Source organism: Chryseobacterium sp. NFX27 (assembly GCF_049887855.1).
Taxonomy (GTDB): domain Bacteria; phylum Bacteroidota; class Bacteroidia; order Flavobacteriales; family Weeksellaceae; genus Chryseobacterium.
Window position 1 is genome coordinate 129,136 of sequence record NZ_JAGEKK010000008.1, and the last position, 16,067, is coordinate 145,202.

The window sequence follows — 16,067 nt, forward strand, 5'->3', positions numbered from 1 at the left end:
TTATGGGAGGTACAAGATACGATATGGATGCTCGTTTCGACAGAGCAAGAAAAGCAGGTTACGGATCCAAATCCGCAGGTGAAATTTTCACTCAGAACGCCAAAAGAATGGCACATGAATCTATGAATCCCAAGGGAGTTTCTTTCAGAGAATCCAGAGATTCAGAAGTGCACCCCAATTCTGTTCCAATCATTTTAGGATTGGATGTGACAGGTAGTATGGGACATATTCCTCATGAACTCATTAAAGAAGGACTTCCAAAATTAATGGGCGGGATTATCCAGGGAGGTGTTCCTGATCCGGCGCTGTTGTTTTTAGGAATTGGAGATCATGAATATGATAATTATCCTTTACAGGTCGGGCAGTTTGAATCCGGAGACGAAGAACTTGATATGTGGCTTACCCGTACCTATATTGAATCCGGCGGTGGCGGAAATGCCGGAGAAAGTTATCTTCTGGCTTGGTATTTTGCCGCTTTTCATACCAGAACGGATGCATTTGAAAAGAGAAATCAAAAAGGAATTTTGTTTACAGTGGGTGACGAACCCTGCTTAAAAAAACTTCCGGCATCAGCTGTCAGAGAAATTATGGGGGCCGGTCAGCAGACCTATACGCACCACGAATTACTGGAAGAAGTCAGAAAGCGGTACGAAGTCTATCACATCAGTGTTCTGCATTCCGATCAGGCCATGAGAGCAGATAGAGGTTGGAAAGAATTATTAGGTCAAAATTGTCTTTCAATAGCCGATCATAGAGAAATTCCAAATGTAATTAAAGGAATTATCTGCGAGACATTTAAAAATAAGATTTTCGGAGCAACAGATAAAAATGGATTTGACAATATTCAAATGTTTTAAGTCATGAAAAAAGCACAAATAGTAATAGGACTGGGTTTTGGTGATGAAGGAAAGGGAATCACTACAGATTTCCTCGCACAGCAAAACCCGGAGTCTGTTGTCATCAGGTTTTCAGGAGGGCAGCAGGCAGCTCATACGGTGATGATTGAGGATAAAAAGCATATTCATTCCAGCTTTGCAAGTGGAGCACTTCGCGGGCTGCCGTCTTATTTTACAGAACACTGTACCTTTAATCCGGTATTCTTACTGAATGAAAGAAAGGAATTAATAGAAAAAAACGGGAATACTGAACTGCATATTCATCCACTGGCCAAAGTAACCACTCCGTTTGATGTCTGGCAAAACAGAACCAATGTAAAAAACCTGGAGCACGGAACCTGCGGAAAAGGAATCGGAGCAACGATGAAAAGACACGAAAGCCCGTACAAACTATTTGCAGCCGATTTAATAGCTCCAAGATCAATGTTGATCGAAAAATTAAAAGGAATAGCTTATTACTATGGTTTTATGAATGATAATCAGCTGAAAGAAGCACTTCAGGATTTTCTGAATGCGGTAGATCAGATCGACTGGAAAATAGATGGTTATAACTATCTGAACTCATTTGAAAACTTAATTTTTGAGGGAAGCCAGGGAATTCTTCTGGATATGGATCACGGGGTATTTCCCAATGTAACCTATGCCCATACCACTTCAAAAAACGCTTATGAAATCTGCAGGCTGTTGAAAATTGAGGATATTGAGATGTATTACGTGACCAGGATCTACTCCACACGTCACGGAAGCGGATGGATGAGCAATGAAAAAGAATTGTTGCTGAAAAATAATGAGGAGGAAACATGTGTCTTCAATGATTATCAGAAAGAGCTCCGATTTGGAGATTTAGATTATGATTTGTTGAATTATGCCCTTCTTTTAGATGGAGCTTATGTTGCAACAACCAAAAAAAATCTGATCGTGACGTGTCTTGATCAGGCTGATGAACTATTTAAAATAGAAAAATTAGAAACAAAATTTGATACAGTCTACGGATCTTATTCTCCGTATTCAAAAGACTTCAAACAAATTTTTTAAACCAAATAATGGTTTTATATTTAATGGCAGAAAGGAGCCGAATACCCATAGAATAATGAAAGAATTTGAAATAAGAGCAGATTACAGCAGCAATACAATTGTGATATATCAGTCATACAATGAGCAGATTGCAAAATCTGCCATGATGAATCAGAAGTTTTCTGCTCCTTTTTCATTCAACAGGATGACATGGATCAAGCCTTCTTTTCTCTGGATGATGGAAAGGAGTAGTTACGGACAAAAATCCGGACAGGAATGTACGCTGGCCATCCATATTAAAAGAAAAGCATGGGAAAAAGCGCTAAGCAAAGCCATTTTAACTTCTCCTGAAAAAAGGGTATATCCCAATCCGGGAAACTGGGAAAAAGACTTTGAAAAGGCTGAGGTTTATGTACAATGGGATCCGGAAAGGAATATCAAAGGTAATAAACTGGAGTATCGTTCCATTCAGGTAGGCATCAGCCGGTATCTGATTGAGGAATTTAATAATGATTGGATCGTTAAAATAGAAGATTATACACCTTTGGTAAAAAAAATCTTAAGTTTCACGAAATCCGGAGAATATGATAAGGCCAAAAAACTTTTACCCAATGAAAAAGTATATCCATTGCCGGCTGAGCTTGCTCATACAATAGGGGCAAGTATTTAAAAATAAAAACTATGAAACAATACTTTTTGACTTAAAGCTACAGAACTAATGAAAGAGATACAATATTTAAAAGGAGATGCCACCAATCCTCAAACGGAAAGAAATAAGATCATCACTCATATATGTAATGATATTGGAGGTTGGGGAAGGGGTTTTGTGATTGCGATTTCTAAAAGATGGGAACAGCCTGAAATAGAGTATAGAAAATGGTTTAAAAGTGGAGAAAATTTTAATCTTGGTGAAATCCAGCTCGTTGAGGTTGAAACTGATATTTGGATTTGTAATATGATCGGGCAGCATAAAATTAGGACCAGTTCAAACGGAATTCCCCCAATACGATATGATGCTGTAGAAGAATGTTTGGAAAAACTAACCCATAAGGCCTTAAAACTTAATGCAGAAGTGCATATGCCCAGAATCGGATGTGGTTTGGCAGGAGGAAAATGGGACGAGATAGAACCCATTATTGAAAAAACATTAGTCAGAAATAATATCTCGGTATATGTTTATGACTTTGAATAACAGAAGAAATAAATGGATTAAAAGTTTTACCAAGAAAGAAGAAACATAAAACCGGTTGAAGAAATAGTAATGAAACTTAAATTAAAAAAATATAAAGAACAACTACAGAATTGGCCTCAAAAGGGCTATCACATCATGGCTCAATATGATGAAGATAAAATCATTGTCTATCAGTCTTACCGAAAGGAAATTGGAGATTTTGCATTTGAAAATCAATATTTTGGAGGGAAATTTAGTCTGGAAAGAATGACATGGATAAAACCTAATTTCCTTTGGATGATGTATCGAAACGGATGGGGAACCAAAGAAGGCCAAGAATATGTTTTGGCGATTCATCTGAAAATGTCTGCTTTTAAAAGGTATTTAGAAAATGCAGTCTATTCTTCCTTTAATGATAAGCTAGGAATTTCCCGTGAAGAATGGCAGAATCAGGTGAAACAATCTTCTGTACGATTACAATGGGACCCGGATCATGATCCTTTTGGAAACAAGCTGGAGAGAAGAGCGATACAAATAGGTTTGAGAATGAATTTACCCGTTCTTTTGCTCAGGAAGATATTTTGTTAATTGAAAATATTTCAGATTTTGTAAAAGAGCAGTATCAGTTTGTTTTAAAGGATGATTTGGAAAATCTGATTATTCCTGAAGAAAAACCTCTGTTATTCAATCAGGAAAGATTAAATGAAAAGCTAAGATTAGATCAAAACGAATTGCTATGAACATTGAAGTTATAAAAGCAGACATCACAAAAATCCCGGCAGACATTATTGTCAACGCAGCCAATTCCTCATTGCTTGGAGGGGGTGGAGTGGACGGAGCAATTCATCGCGCAGGGGGAAAGCAGATATTGGAAGAGTGTATCCGGATCAGGAACCGCCAGGGAAAATGCAATACGGGAGAAGCTGTGGTAACTTCAGCAGGAAATCTTCCGGCGAAGTATGTCATTCATACAGTAGGGCCCATCTGGAATGGAGATGTTGAAAAAATGTCAAAGCTTTTATCAAATTGCTATAAAAACTCTTTAGAACTGGCAGAAAGTCTCGGTGTTAAAACCATTGTTTTTCCAAATATCAGTACCGGAGTCTATAAATTTCCAAAAGAACTGGCTGGAAAAATTGCCCTAGAAACAGTACATAAATTTCAGTCGGAGAATATTGAGAAAGTTATTTTTGTATGCTTTGATGACGAAAATGAAATGATTTACAAAAAATTATTAGACTAAAACACATGAAAAAACTAACCATATTAAGCGGTGCAGGAATTAGTGCCGAAAGCGGAATAAAAACTTTCAGGGACGGAGATGGTCTCTGGGAAAATCATAATATAACCGATGTGGCAAGTCCGGAAGGATGGCGAAAAGACAGGGAACTGGTGCTGGAATTTTACAATCAGAGAAGAAGACAGCTTCATGAAGTACAGCCCAACGAAGCCCATCAATTGTTGGCAGAACTTGAAAAATATTTTGAGGTTCAGATCATTACCCAAAATATAGATGATCTGCACGAAAGAGCCGGATCAACCAATATTCTTCACATTCACGGAGAATTGTTCAAATCCTGTTCTTGTAACAATAAAAACCTGATCTATGAACAGAAAGGGGATATCCGGATCGGCGATAAAGCAGAAGATGGAGCCCAATTAAGACCATTTATCGTTTGGTTTGGAGAAGATGTTCCTTTGTACAAGACCGCACAGGAAAAGGTAAAAGAAACGGACATTTTGGTCGTTATCGGAACCTCTCTGCAGGTATATCCGGCAGCAGGATTGATTCATGAAATCAAGGACGACTGTCTGCTCGTGGTCATCAATCCCAACGAAACAGGATTCGGATACGGACAAAGAGCCATAGTGATGAAAGAATCTGCAACAAGAGGTATGCAGCTGCTGTTTGATAAACTGGTAAATTTAGCCTGATGAAAAATAGGGTAAAAGCCGGAATTTTTGGAGTCTGCATCGGGGATGCACTTGGGGTTCCGGTAGAATTTAAAAAAAGAGAAGATTTAAAAAGATTTCCGGTTACAGGTTATCTGGAATATATGTCTTGGAACCAACCAAAAGGAACGTGGAGCGATGACAGTTCACTAACGCTTTGTCTTGCAGAAGAGCTCACAAAAGGGTATAATTTAGAAAAGATCGGGCAAAGCTTTGTCAAATGGAACAAATATGGGCATTGGACTGCTCACGGAAGACTTTTTGATATTGGTGGAACTACAAGGCATTCCATTGCAAGATTGATCAAAGGCGAAAGTGCAAAGTTTTCCGGAAATATTTTTGAGGAAGATAACGGGAATGGTTCTTTGATGAGAATTCTTCCCTTGGCTTTTTATCTTAAAGATGAAGAAAATATCGAGAAACTGTATCAAACGGTAAAAGAGGTTTCTGCAATTACCCACGGGCATTTCCGTTCTGTTTTTGCATGTTTCATTTATGTTATTTTCGCCATAGAATTGATCAAAGGAAAAAAGAGAAAAGAAGCTTATATTCGTATGCAGAAGGCAGCCTTGGAATATTCAGAAATTCAATGTTTTAACCCTAAAGAGATAGAGCTTTATTATAGGGTTTTAAAAAACGATATTTCGGCTTATCCGGAAGAAGAAATAAAAAGCGGAGGTTATGTCCTCCACAGCCTAGAAGCTTCCCTGTGGTGTTTTTTAAACTCTGAAACCTATGCTGAAGCTGTATTGAAAGCCGTGAACCTGGGTGAAGACACGGATACAACCGGAGCGATCACAGGAGGAATAGCAGGAATTTATTACGGTTTTGAAAATATTCCGGAAGAATGGATTGCTGAACTGGTAAGAAAAAATGATATTGAAGTTTTATGTGAAAAGCTTCAGAAAAAATTAATACTATAAAAACACGATACTATGAATGAAGCAGAAAACAAAAGAATAAGCAAATTTCTAAGCCTTATTCTCAGACACCAGCCGGAAACCATACAGCTGAAACTGGATGAAAACGGTTGGGCAGATGTTGATGAACTGATTGCAAAATCGGCAAAAGGCAGAATGCATTTTACTTTCGAAGATCTGGAAGAAGTGGTAGAAACCAATAATAAAAAACGCTTCGCTTTTAATGAAGATAAAACCATGATCAGAGCCAGCCAGGGACATTCCATTGATATAGATCTGGCCCTGAACGCAGTACAGCCACCCGGCTTCCTGTATCACGGAACAGCAGAAATCAACATTTCTTCCATTCTGGAAAAAGGAATTGATAAAAGAAGCCGCCAGCATGTTCATTTAAGTGCAGATAAGGAAACAGCGGCAAAAGTAGGAATGCGCCATGGAAAACCAGTTATTCTGACCATCAGAACCAAAGAAATGCATGATGAGGGGATACCTTTCTATCTTTCGGCAAACAGAGTGTGGCTGACGGATTTTGTAGATCCCAAATATATTTCAAAATAAAGATGATGAGCAGAACATTAGTCATTGGTGACATCCACGGAGGTTTTAAAGCACTGAAACAGGTTTTTGAAAGAGCAGGAGTTACAGCGGAAGATCAACTTATTTTTCTCGGCGACTATGTAGACGGCTGGGGTGAATCTTCACAGATTATCCAGTTTCTGATGGAGCTTTCCGAAAAGCAGGAATGCATCTTCATCAAGGGCAATCATGATGTCTGGTGTGAGGACTGGATGTCCCTTGGAGAAGCCCCGGATGTTTGGCTCTTCAACGGGGGAAAAAGTACCGTCGAAAGTTATAATGACTACTCATTGGAAGATCTGGCTTTACATCTTGAATTCTTTCAAAGAATGAAAAATTACCATGTAGATGATAAAAACCGGCTGTTTATTCATGCAGGTTATTCCTCCATGCATGGCCCTGAAAAGGAAGTCTATTCCAGTAATTACCGCTGGGACAGAACTTTGTGGGAAACTGCAGTCGCAATGGACAGGAAATTGGCCAAAAATTCAGAGCTTTATCCCAAAAGACTGCTTTTGTACAGTGAAATATTTATAGGACACACGCCAACGTTAGATATAGGAGTTAGCCACCCTGTCAACAAGACCAACGTCTGGAATATGGATACCGGAGCCGCTTTCACCGGATCCCTGTCAATAATGGATATTGACACCAAAGAATTCTGGCAGAGCGATCCCCTTCCGTCTTTATACCCTGACGAAAAGGGAAGGAATAATGATATCACAGGCAATAAAAGCCTTTGAACGATTTTTATCCAGGGATCAAATTACAAACGGAAATTTCTGATTTTCTTGCGCCTTAAAAAATCATTAGGAGCAAAAAACCTTATGTCCTTGCCTCAATCCAACCTCACAGAATGGCCTCAATAAATCCACAATTTCCCTTTCTCACCCAAATCATATTAAGTAATTTTGAAGTTTAAAAACTGCTTCAATGAAACTGAAATACCTCCTGATTTTTCTAAGCACATCATTATTTTTAGCCCAAAACTCATTTCAAACCCCTTTTGAAAAAGGAAATAAAAACCAAACGGTTACTTATGACGAAATGAACAGCTACTATCAGAACCTGGCTAAAAGCTTTAGCACCATCCAATATCTTAAAAAAGGAGAAGATGATAACGGAAAGGCTATTTATGTGGTCATTTACAATCCTTTTTCCGAAAAAGACATGGAAAAACTGAGAAAAGATAAAGCCATTCTTTTCGTAAACAACGGAATTCACCCCGGTGAGCCTGATGGAATTGATGCTACCATGATGCTTATGCGTGATCTCGCGACCGGTAAAATAAAAACACCGCAGAACTTTATTATTGCCGCTATTTCTGCCTATAACGTCAGTGGAATGCTGAACAGAGGTTCTCATTCCAGAGCCAATCAGAACGGCCCGGAGCAGTATGGTTTCAGAGGAAATGCCAGAAATTACGACCTGAACAGGGATTTCATTAAAGCAGATTCAAAAAATGCCCGAAGCTTTCAGGAAATTTATCAATGGCTGCAGCCTGATGTTTTTATTGATAACCATGTCAGTAACGGGGCTGATTATCAGTATACTTTCACGTATATTTCAACCTTTAAGGAACGCCTTGGAAATACATTGGGCAATTATTTTTATAATGATTATCAGGCCAAAAACCTTGAAGATTTGAAAAAGCTGGGCTACGAAAGCACTCCTTATGTCAATATTCACGGAGATATTCCGGATGAAGGATTTGCGGCTTTCGAAGACTCTCCGAGATATTCTACAGGCTACACATCGCTGTTTAATTCCCTGGGAACCGTTCCTGAAACACATATGCTGAAACAATATGATAAAAGGGTGGATGCGACGTACAAATACATGCTGGTGAATCTTCAGAATTTAGACAAAGATTACAAAAAAATAAAACAGCTTCGAATTGAAAATGTAAAGCAGTACAAAGCAGGAATGCAGTACGGAATACGCTGGAAGATAGATTCTACCCAATTTTCTACAATGGATTTTAAAGGATATGACGGGAAATACAAGGCGAGTGATATTTCCGGAAAGCCAAGGCTGTATTACGACAGAAACAAGCCTTTTACAAAGAAAATAAAGCTTTTTACCACGGCAGTTCCTGTCGGGTTTGTCAAAATCCCGAAATATTATGTAGTTCCGCAATCCCAATACCGCGTGATTGAAGAACTGAAAAGAAATAAGATCCAAATGACAGCACTCAGGAAAGACAGCACGGCAACAGTTGAGGCTTATAAGATCAAAGACTTTAAAACCGTAAAAAACCCTTACGAAGGACATTATCTTCATTATGATACCACCGTGGAAACAGCAAAAAGAACCCTGAGTTTTTCGGCAGGAGACTATGTAATTCCGACAAATCAGCCTGGCGTAAAATATATCGTTGAAACGCTTGAACCTGAGGCTTTAGACTCATTTTTTAACTGGAATTTCTTTGATGGAATCCTGGCGCAGAAAGAATATTATTCCGCCTATATCTTTGAAGATACCGCTTCTGAATTATTGAAATCAGATAAAAAGCTGAAAGATGCTTTTGAGGCTAAAAAATCATCAGATCAAAAGTTTACGGACGACGGAGCTGCCCAACTCGACTGGATCTACAGAAATTCTCCCTACTTCGAAGAAAAGACATTCAGACAATACCCGGTTTACAGAATTTTATAAATATTTTTTTTGATTTAAAATGTTGATAACCAGAATCTAATTTACAGGTTTTACACGCACGCAATTAGGGTGTTTTTCCTCATAGATTTGATCATACTCTGGCGAAATTTGCTTTATAAAACCAATAAAAACTATAGTTATGGCAACTAAAAAGCATTTTTTCGTTTCACTGGAAGGAGTAGATCTTTCGGATGAACAATTGAAAAACATTGACAGAGGAATTCAGAATGTAGTTCTTTCTGAACTTTCAAAGATTGATAATACACAGGCTTTCGGAGCCCACAGAGATTTCAAAGGACTCTTAAGACCCATGAAAATAAAAGACTGGTTTCCCTGGGGCATCATTATTTTCAAACCGGGAATTGATATTCAGAGCCAGGTGAAAACCATTCAGTCCCAGATAAAAAGCTATGGAGGCTAATTCCGATACTTCAAAAAAGATGTGTCCCAGTTACATAGGAAAAGTTGGGGCACAGCTTTTCGGAGTGGTCAGCAAAGACGGGAAAGTACAGTTTATCACACCACTCGCCGTCACAGAAGATTTTCTGAAGCAGAATCAAGGTAAAAACAGTCTTGAACAAAGATTCCGTTTTACCGGGAAATGTGTTGAAAAAGGCTGCGCACAATGGGATAAGGAAGAATCTAAATGTTCTCTTTCCCGGAAGGTTCAGAATTTGGATTTCCATAAAGAAAAAGAGCTTGTTTTTTGCCCGATCAGGTCGCAATGCAGATGGTTTTCCCAGGATGGAAAAGAAGCCTGCTTTTCCTGCAATGAGGTGACAAGAAATATGGAAGAGCTCCTTGTAAATGTGCAGCAATAAAAAAGACGCTTCAAACTGAAACGTCTTTTTGTTTTATCTTGGTAAGCCTCTTTTTAAAGCAATTTCTGCCCTTTTAACGGCCACTTTTTCTTTCCAGTCCATGTATTTCTTTTTGAAATTCGACTTCATAATATCGTCAAATTTACGCTGTACGGTAAGGTTCCATAAAGAATGGGCTTTTACCGCCCAGGATTTATCCCATGCTCTTAAAGAGATGGAGAAACTTCCGTCCAGATATTTCATCCAGTGCCACCATCCTGTTGGCATGAAAAGCGTATCACCATGCTCAAGGAAACACTCAATTCCCTCTACGCCGTCCAGGGCAGGATACTTCTCAAAATCAGGATTGTCTATATCATAATCTTCCAGCGCATAGGTTGCATAAGGAAGCCGGTAAAGCCTTTCCTTCCACTTGTATTCAAACAGCTTTACATGTTTTCTTCCATTGAAATGGGTGTGGAAAATATGTGCCATATCAATGTCAAAATGAAGAAACGTTACAGAACCTTTTCCTCCAAAAAACATAGATGGATATTTATCCAGAAAACCTCCCATCAGTGCTTTAGGAGAAATATAGTCTTCCAGTAATTTTTTAGCGTGTTTTATAGGGTCAAAAAAGAAGATTCTCAGATCCGTAGGCTCTTTTTGGATAAGATCTATATAATCTGCGAATTTCATTTTTGTGGTAGGCGTATTGATGGGCGCTGCAGGATCAGCTTTCTTGGAATCATAAAGAGGAACTTCCACATCACCTACTGCTTCTTTTACATAATCCATAGTCCACTTCTGGTAAGCAGGCCAGTTTCTTGCCATATTTTTAATGACAACGGGCCTTCTGGGCTTTAGATATTTTTCCGTAAACTCTTCCTGAGTAATATCATCTACAACATCTATAGGCTTTAAAATAATTCCCATTCTATAAATTTTATGTTACAAAATTATTAAATAAATATATATGAATCAGTGTTTAGCTATTTTTTAATCTATGATTCAAATCATTTTTAACTATTTAGACTAAATAAAAAATTAAAAAAGCCATTTCTTTCTTAAAAACTCTTAGCTATTGCTCAATTTTAGCTATTATTTATTCAAAAATACCATAAACGGGCAAATGAGAGATTAAAATCATGTTCAAATTTTGCAACCATATTTTAAAGAATTGACAAGCCAAACAAATTTTTGAAACGAAATTTACATATTCCTGTCTCAATAGTTTTGTTTAAAACACAGGATTTATAAAAATATCACTAAGTTTATAGTGTTAAGCATTTAACCTTTATCATTAAAATACATCTTTATAAAAGTGTAACAAAAAACACAAGCTACGAACTAATTAAGCAAATAATAAATTATGAGAAGAAAGATTTCTTTATTTCTGATGCTTTTTTTCACGGTGCTCTCGTTTGCACAGAAAACGGTGTCAGGGAAAATTACTGATGAAGACGGATCTGCTATTCCCAGTGCCAGTGTTACCATAGAAGAACCGGGCAAAGATGCTATTTTGGCATACGGAATCACCAATTCCAAGGGAGAATATAAAGTGACTTTTACCTCTGCGGAGCCTAATGTTGATCTGAAAGTAAAAGCATTCAACCAAAAACCACTGACTAAACAGATCAGTAACAGCGACCAGACTCTGACTTTCAAAATGCAGTCTGAAGCTACAGAAATAAAAGAAGTCCAGCTGAAAACAAAGATGATCACCGCAAGAGGCGATACCATTGCGTATGATCTTAAAGCTTTTGACAGTAAAAACGACAGAACGCTTGCCGATGTAATGAGAAAAATTCCCGGTATTGAAGTGAATAAAGACGGAACAATTCTTTATCAGGGAAATGCCATCAATAAGTTTTATGTTAACGGAAAAGACCTGATGGAAGGCGGATATGGAACAATCAACAACTCGCTTCCCAAAGATGCAGTACAGAAAGTGGAAGTCCTTGAAAACCACCAGCCGGTAAAAATTCTTCAGGATAAAGTGCCTTCTGAACAGGCGGCAATCAATATTAAGCTGAAAAATTCGGTTACCATGACCGGAAGAGGAGAAGTGGGAACCGGTTTTGGAGATCCGTGGCTATGGAATGTTAAATTAACACCCATGTTTTTTGGACAGAAAAGCCAGTGGGTGGTGAATTACAAAACCAACAATATGGGTGAGCAGGTGGAAAATGAAGGAAATATCTTAGCTTTCGGAAACAGATTTGAAGGAAGAAGAACCAATACTACTCAAAATGACTGGCTGAATGTAGAAAATGCAAGTACACCCAATCTTCCGGTAAAAAGATATTTGATGAACAATGTGCATTATCTTTCGGCAAATTATCTTACCAATATCGACAAGAAGAAAGAATGGGAGCTTAAAGCCAATGCCAACTATACCAATAATGCAGTTGAAAGAGAATCTTACAGCCAGACAGATTATTTTGGAGGAAGCTCCAATATGGTAAACATTCTGAATAATTTTTATACAGATAAGGCAAAAGGGGAATTAATATTTACAAAAAATGCTAAAAAAGGATTCTTTAAAAACACCACAAGCTTTTCTCAGTTTTGGAACGCCGACAGAGGAATGGTTGACAGAACGGATGCCGCAAACGGAGTGAAAAGACATGCCGATGAAGCGATAGAATCTCCAACAACATCTTTCCAGAACTCCCTGAGCACCATTATACCATGGAAAGAAAAAATGGTGAATCTTTTATCTTTTATAAGTTATCAGACAGACAAACAGACATTGAAAGTTTTCCCGGCCTCTTATCTGGACATTCCGGGATTCACTCCTGAACCTAAGAACTTTGCGAAACAAAACCTGAGACTTAAAACGATTGAAGCCAATCATTCTGCCAATATTGGATTCTCTACAAAAGGATGGACATTCACTCCGGAAATCGGATTTAATTTTAAGACAACAGATTTAGTTTCAGATTTATCAAATATTATTACAACAGGAGCGCTTCCGGAAGCCTATAGTAATGATCTTACCTATACTACAGCAACACCTTACGGAAGCCTGGGCGTAAATTATAAAAATGATTCATGGATGGTGTATGCCAATTTTCCTGTAAATTCTAATAACATTAAAGCGGAAGATCCATTAAGAAATGTTGCTAAAGATGTGAATAAAGTAACTTTTGAACCAAGCGTGTTTGCACAGTATACTTTTGCTTCTTTTTGGAAAGCTTCGGTAAATGCTAATATCAATAACAATTTTGGAGAAATAAATACAGCTTATTCAGGGTTCTTGATGACCTCACCAAGCGGAATCAGTGCAATGGATATCAATAATCCTATACCTCAGAATAATAATAAATCTGCAGGAACAAGACTGGAATACCGAAACCCTTTGAATAATTTATTCTTTAATATCAATTACAGATTTTCAGATGCCAAAAGAAACCTGATTTCAAACCCGTTGATTAATGGAGCAGGTTATACCGTAATGCAATATATAGAACAGGATAATCATGTATTAAATAATGGCTATAGTGTGGAAGTGGGAAAATACTTTCCAAAATTTAAAACAAATGCTTCTCTTAGCTACAGCAACAATACTGCAAAATCTGATGCCTTCCTGAATAATAATTCATTTACAAACAACAACAACAGCCAGTCTTACGGAATTAAATTCAACAATACTTATTTCAGCTGGATGAGCTTAGATTACAATGCAAGTATTTCCAGAACAAAACAAACCAGCACAGGAAATATAAACTCCAGTGCTACCAGAACCGGATTTACCCATAATCTTGGGGCGTTTTTCTATCCGGTAGAAAATCATACTTTTGGATTCAACTGGGATCAGGTCAATACAAATGCGGCAGATCAAAAATACCACAACGGATTCTATGACGTTTCATATCAGTTTACCTGGTCAAAAAAGAAAATTGATTTTGAACTTAAATGGATGAATATAGCCAACAAAAAAGTATTCGAAACCTATGATATCAATACTACCAATATTACTTTTACAAGATATCAGCTTCGTCCAAGCCAGGTTATGTTTACCGTAAAATTTAATTTCAAGTAACAATAAAAAATAAAACACAAAACCCAATCTCAAAGAGGTTGGGTTTTTATTTGAGACATATATTCGTCCGGATTTTACTAAAAGCTCTGATGATCTGCAGATGGACCATAGCTTCCGGGAAGAGGGATGTCATTAAGTCTGTAATACACTCCCAGCTGCGCTCTGTGATGCGTAATTTGATTTAAAGAATGGCGGATAGAGCCGTATTTGGTCCACTTTGCCACTTCATGACCATTGTTTTTCAGGGCCCAGGTTTCATTCAGGTCTTCTTCCCTGGCATTGTCAAGTGATTGCTGTGCAGATTTAAAGTTCTCATCAAGGGTCTGCAGAAGGTCTTCCTTTGTAGAAAGGTGCTTAGGCTGAAAATCTCCCTTCGCAAAATCCAGATCCGAAGTTTTCAGCATCACATCCGGCCATCCGAAAATTTCGGAAATATGAGTGGCAAGAGGCATCATTTTCATACTTTTCTCATGAGGAGCATAGTCGTTTTTTTCTTCAGGGTAAACTTCGAAAAATTTCCGGGTTGTCTGGTACTCGGTTTCAAGTTCATCTTTAAATTGTGATAAAGTATCCATAATATTTGTTTTTAAGTATTTAAAGATAAGGGTTTTAAGAAATAAAATGTGGTAAGAAAATCATAATTTTATTCCATAGCTGAGAGATAGTTCATTGGTCCTGGAAATTCTGGCCATATTACAATGAACAGTATGTAGGGTATGTCGCTAGTCATCAACGATCTACGCCGGTTTAAATAAAATTTTGAAAAAAAACTGTAACATATGACAACAATTGATAACTAATTAATAAACGTTATTACAATGAAAAATCTATTTTCTGTATTCTTTATCGCTCTTTTTGCCTTGGCATCGGCGCAGGATTCAAAAGAATCAAAAGAGACAGCAAACCGCTTCTTCTATGAACTGACTTTTAAGCCGAAGAAGGATTCTGCTAAGATGGATAAAGTAATTACAATCCTGGATATTACAGACAAAAACAGGTCCATTTATCAGGATTATACAGTGATCGCTCAGGATTCTATTATGAAAGTTGAAATTGAAGCCATGCAGAAAGCAGGCATCATGAAAGATTTGTCAAAAACCATTAAAACTCCTAAAATTTCAGCCAGAATATACAAATCATATCCAGGCATGAAAGTGCAGTATGTAGATAAAATAGCGAGCGGATTTACACCAGCTAATATTGGATATAGTGAAGACTTAAAATTCAACTGGAATATCCTTAATGATAAACAAAAAATAGGAGAGTACAACACTCAAAAAGCGACCACTGAATTCGGAGGAAGAAAATGGACCGCCTGGTTCAGTACAGACCTGCCGTTTCAGGATGGGCCTTATAAATTCTTTGGACTTCCTGGTTTAATTGTTAAAATTGAAGATGATCAGAAAAATTACTCTTGGGTTTTACAGGGAAACAAGAAAGTGAAAGACTATACGGAATATTCTTATATTGAAAATCTGATGCAGGCAAAAGGTGGAAAAGTTAATGAGCTGTCAAGGGAAAAGTTTGAAAAAACATTCAGCGATTTCAAAAAAGATCCTTTTGCATCCATAAGACCTATGATGACTCAGGAAATGCTGTCCAAAACAGTTCCGGGAATGGATGGTACAGTTGGCGATATGGTGAAAAAGCAGGAGAAGCAGTACAAAGACTTTTACAGCGCCAATGATAATCCAATAGAAATATCATCAGCACAGGACGACAAAAAGAAAAAATAAGCATTCATATCAACTAAATTATATTCTGAATCAACCCAGATACAACAATGTATTTGGGTTGATTTTTTATCTACCATGAATATTTTGCAGATTTACAGTAATTTATATTAAAGATATTCTCAATTATAGGCGGAAATTTAAAATTTTGCCTACTTTTTTAAAAAATAAATCACAATACTTTGAAATTTGCACCTTCTTTTATATGTTTGCCAGACCATAAATTAAAGATTTTAGATTAAAGTGTATGTGCAGCTTTAGAGGCTGCAGGATATCAATTAAATCAGAAATAAGAATT

The 16,067-nt window shown here is 37.4% G+C and carries 17 protein-coding genes; 15 read left to right on the forward strand and 2 right to left on the reverse strand.

The features are described from left to right. The first annotated feature begins 2 nt into the window (after window positions 1-2). The 13 genes from J4Q03_RS11100 (at window position 3) to J4Q03_RS11160 (ending at window position 10,009) form a co-directional block, all read left to right on the forward strand. The gene (locus J4Q03_RS11100) at window positions 3-857 is read left to right on the forward strand and encodes a hypothetical protein (protein WP_426048243.1); all 855 of its coding nucleotides are present in this window, start codon (window positions 3-5) and stop codon (window positions 855-857) included. Between the two features lie 3 nt (window positions 858-860). After that, window positions 861-1,931 carry an adenylosuccinate synthetase gene (locus J4Q03_RS11105; protein ID WP_426048244.1) on the forward strand — a complete coding sequence of 357 codons (1,071 nt, stop codon included), beginning with the start codon at window positions 861-863 and terminating at the stop codon, window positions 1,929-1,931. Window positions 1,932-1,986: 55 nt separating this feature from the next. Beyond that, window positions 1,987-2,580 (forward strand): DUF4291 domain-containing protein, encoded by a 594-nt coding sequence (locus tag J4Q03_RS11110; protein WP_426048245.1) that lies wholly within the window; start codon window positions 1,987-1,989, stop codon window positions 2,578-2,580. 48 nt (window positions 2,581-2,628) lie between these two features. Next, window positions 2,629-3,102 carry a macro domain-containing protein gene (locus J4Q03_RS11115; protein ID WP_426048246.1) on the forward strand — a complete coding sequence of 158 codons (474 nt, stop codon included), beginning with the start codon at window positions 2,629-2,631 and terminating at the stop codon, window positions 3,100-3,102. A 69-nt stretch (window positions 3,103-3,171) separates the two neighbouring features. After that, window positions 3,172-3,669, forward strand: coding sequence for a DUF4291 domain-containing protein (locus J4Q03_RS11120; RefSeq protein WP_426048247.1), 498 nt, complete (start codon window positions 3,172-3,174; stop codon window positions 3,667-3,669). 148 nt (window positions 3,670-3,817) lie between these two features. Beyond that, window positions 3,818-4,324 (forward strand): O-acetyl-ADP-ribose deacetylase, encoded by a 507-nt coding sequence (locus tag J4Q03_RS11125; protein ID WP_426048248.1) that lies wholly within the window; start codon window positions 3,818-3,820, stop codon window positions 4,322-4,324. Window positions 4,325-4,329: 5 nt separating this feature from the next. Continuing rightward, window positions 4,330-5,016, forward strand: coding sequence for an SIR2 family NAD-dependent protein deacylase (locus J4Q03_RS11130; protein ID WP_426048249.1), 687 nt, complete (start codon window positions 4,330-4,332; stop codon window positions 5,014-5,016). Then, on the forward strand, window positions 5,016-5,957 hold the full coding sequence (locus tag J4Q03_RS11135; RefSeq protein WP_426048250.1) for an ADP-ribosylglycohydrolase family protein: 942 nt from the start codon (window positions 5,016-5,018) through the stop codon (window positions 5,955-5,957). Before J4Q03_RS11130 ends, J4Q03_RS11135 begins: the two co-directional genes overlap by 1 nt. 12 nt (window positions 5,958-5,969) lie before the next feature. After that, window positions 5,970-6,512, forward strand: coding sequence for an RNA 2'-phosphotransferase (locus J4Q03_RS11140; protein WP_426048251.1), 543 nt, complete (start codon window positions 5,970-5,972; stop codon window positions 6,510-6,512). Window positions 6,513-6,517: 5 nt separating this feature from the next. Then, window positions 6,518-7,273: a metallophosphoesterase gene (locus tag J4Q03_RS11145; protein WP_426048252.1), complete on the forward strand. Its 756-nt coding sequence runs from the start codon at window positions 6,518-6,520 to the stop codon at window positions 7,271-7,273. Window positions 7,274-7,463: 190 nt separating this feature from the next. After that, window positions 7,464-9,188: a hypothetical protein gene (locus J4Q03_RS11150; protein ID WP_426048253.1), complete on the forward strand. Its 1,725-nt coding sequence runs from the start codon at window positions 7,464-7,466 to the stop codon at window positions 9,186-9,188. A 139-nt stretch (window positions 9,189-9,327) separates the two neighbouring features. Further along, window positions 9,328-9,609: a hypothetical protein gene (locus tag J4Q03_RS11155; RefSeq protein WP_123902709.1), complete on the forward strand. Its 282-nt coding sequence runs from the start codon at window positions 9,328-9,330 to the stop codon at window positions 9,607-9,609. Beyond that, on the forward strand, window positions 9,599-10,009 hold the full coding sequence (locus J4Q03_RS11160; RefSeq protein WP_426048254.1) for a hypothetical protein: 411 nt from the start codon (window positions 9,599-9,601) through the stop codon (window positions 10,007-10,009). Before J4Q03_RS11155 ends, J4Q03_RS11160 begins: the two co-directional genes overlap by 11 nt. 33 nt (window positions 10,010-10,042) lie before the next feature. Here J4Q03_RS11160 and J4Q03_RS11165 read toward each other — a convergent pair whose 3' ends face one another. Then, the gene (locus tag J4Q03_RS11165; RefSeq protein ID WP_426048255.1) at window positions 10,043-10,924 is read right to left on the reverse strand and encodes a cupin-like domain-containing protein; all 882 of its coding nucleotides are present in this window, start codon (window positions 10,922-10,924) and stop codon (window positions 10,043-10,045) included. A gap of 436 nt (window positions 10,925-11,360) precedes the next feature. Here J4Q03_RS11165 and J4Q03_RS11170 point away from each other — a divergent pair, with 436 nt between their 5' ends. Continuing rightward, complete coding sequence (locus tag J4Q03_RS11170; protein WP_426048256.1) at window positions 11,361-14,036, forward strand: hypothetical protein; 2,676 nt, start codon at window positions 11,361-11,363, stop codon at window positions 14,034-14,036. Between the two features lie 77 nt (window positions 14,037-14,113). Here the strand turns inward: J4Q03_RS11170 and J4Q03_RS11175 are convergent, their stop codons facing one another. Then, window positions 14,114-14,611: a DinB family protein gene (locus J4Q03_RS11175; protein ID WP_426048257.1), complete on the reverse strand. Its 498-nt coding sequence runs from the start codon at window positions 14,609-14,611 to the stop codon at window positions 14,114-14,116. Between the two features lie 243 nt (window positions 14,612-14,854). On the opposite strand from J4Q03_RS11175, the gene J4Q03_RS11180 reads away from it, so the two are divergent. Then, entirely contained in the window at window positions 14,855-15,772 is a 918-nt protein-coding gene (locus J4Q03_RS11180; protein WP_426048258.1) for a GLPGLI family protein, read from the forward strand. The last annotated feature ends 295 nt before the right edge of the window (window positions 15,773-16,067 follow it).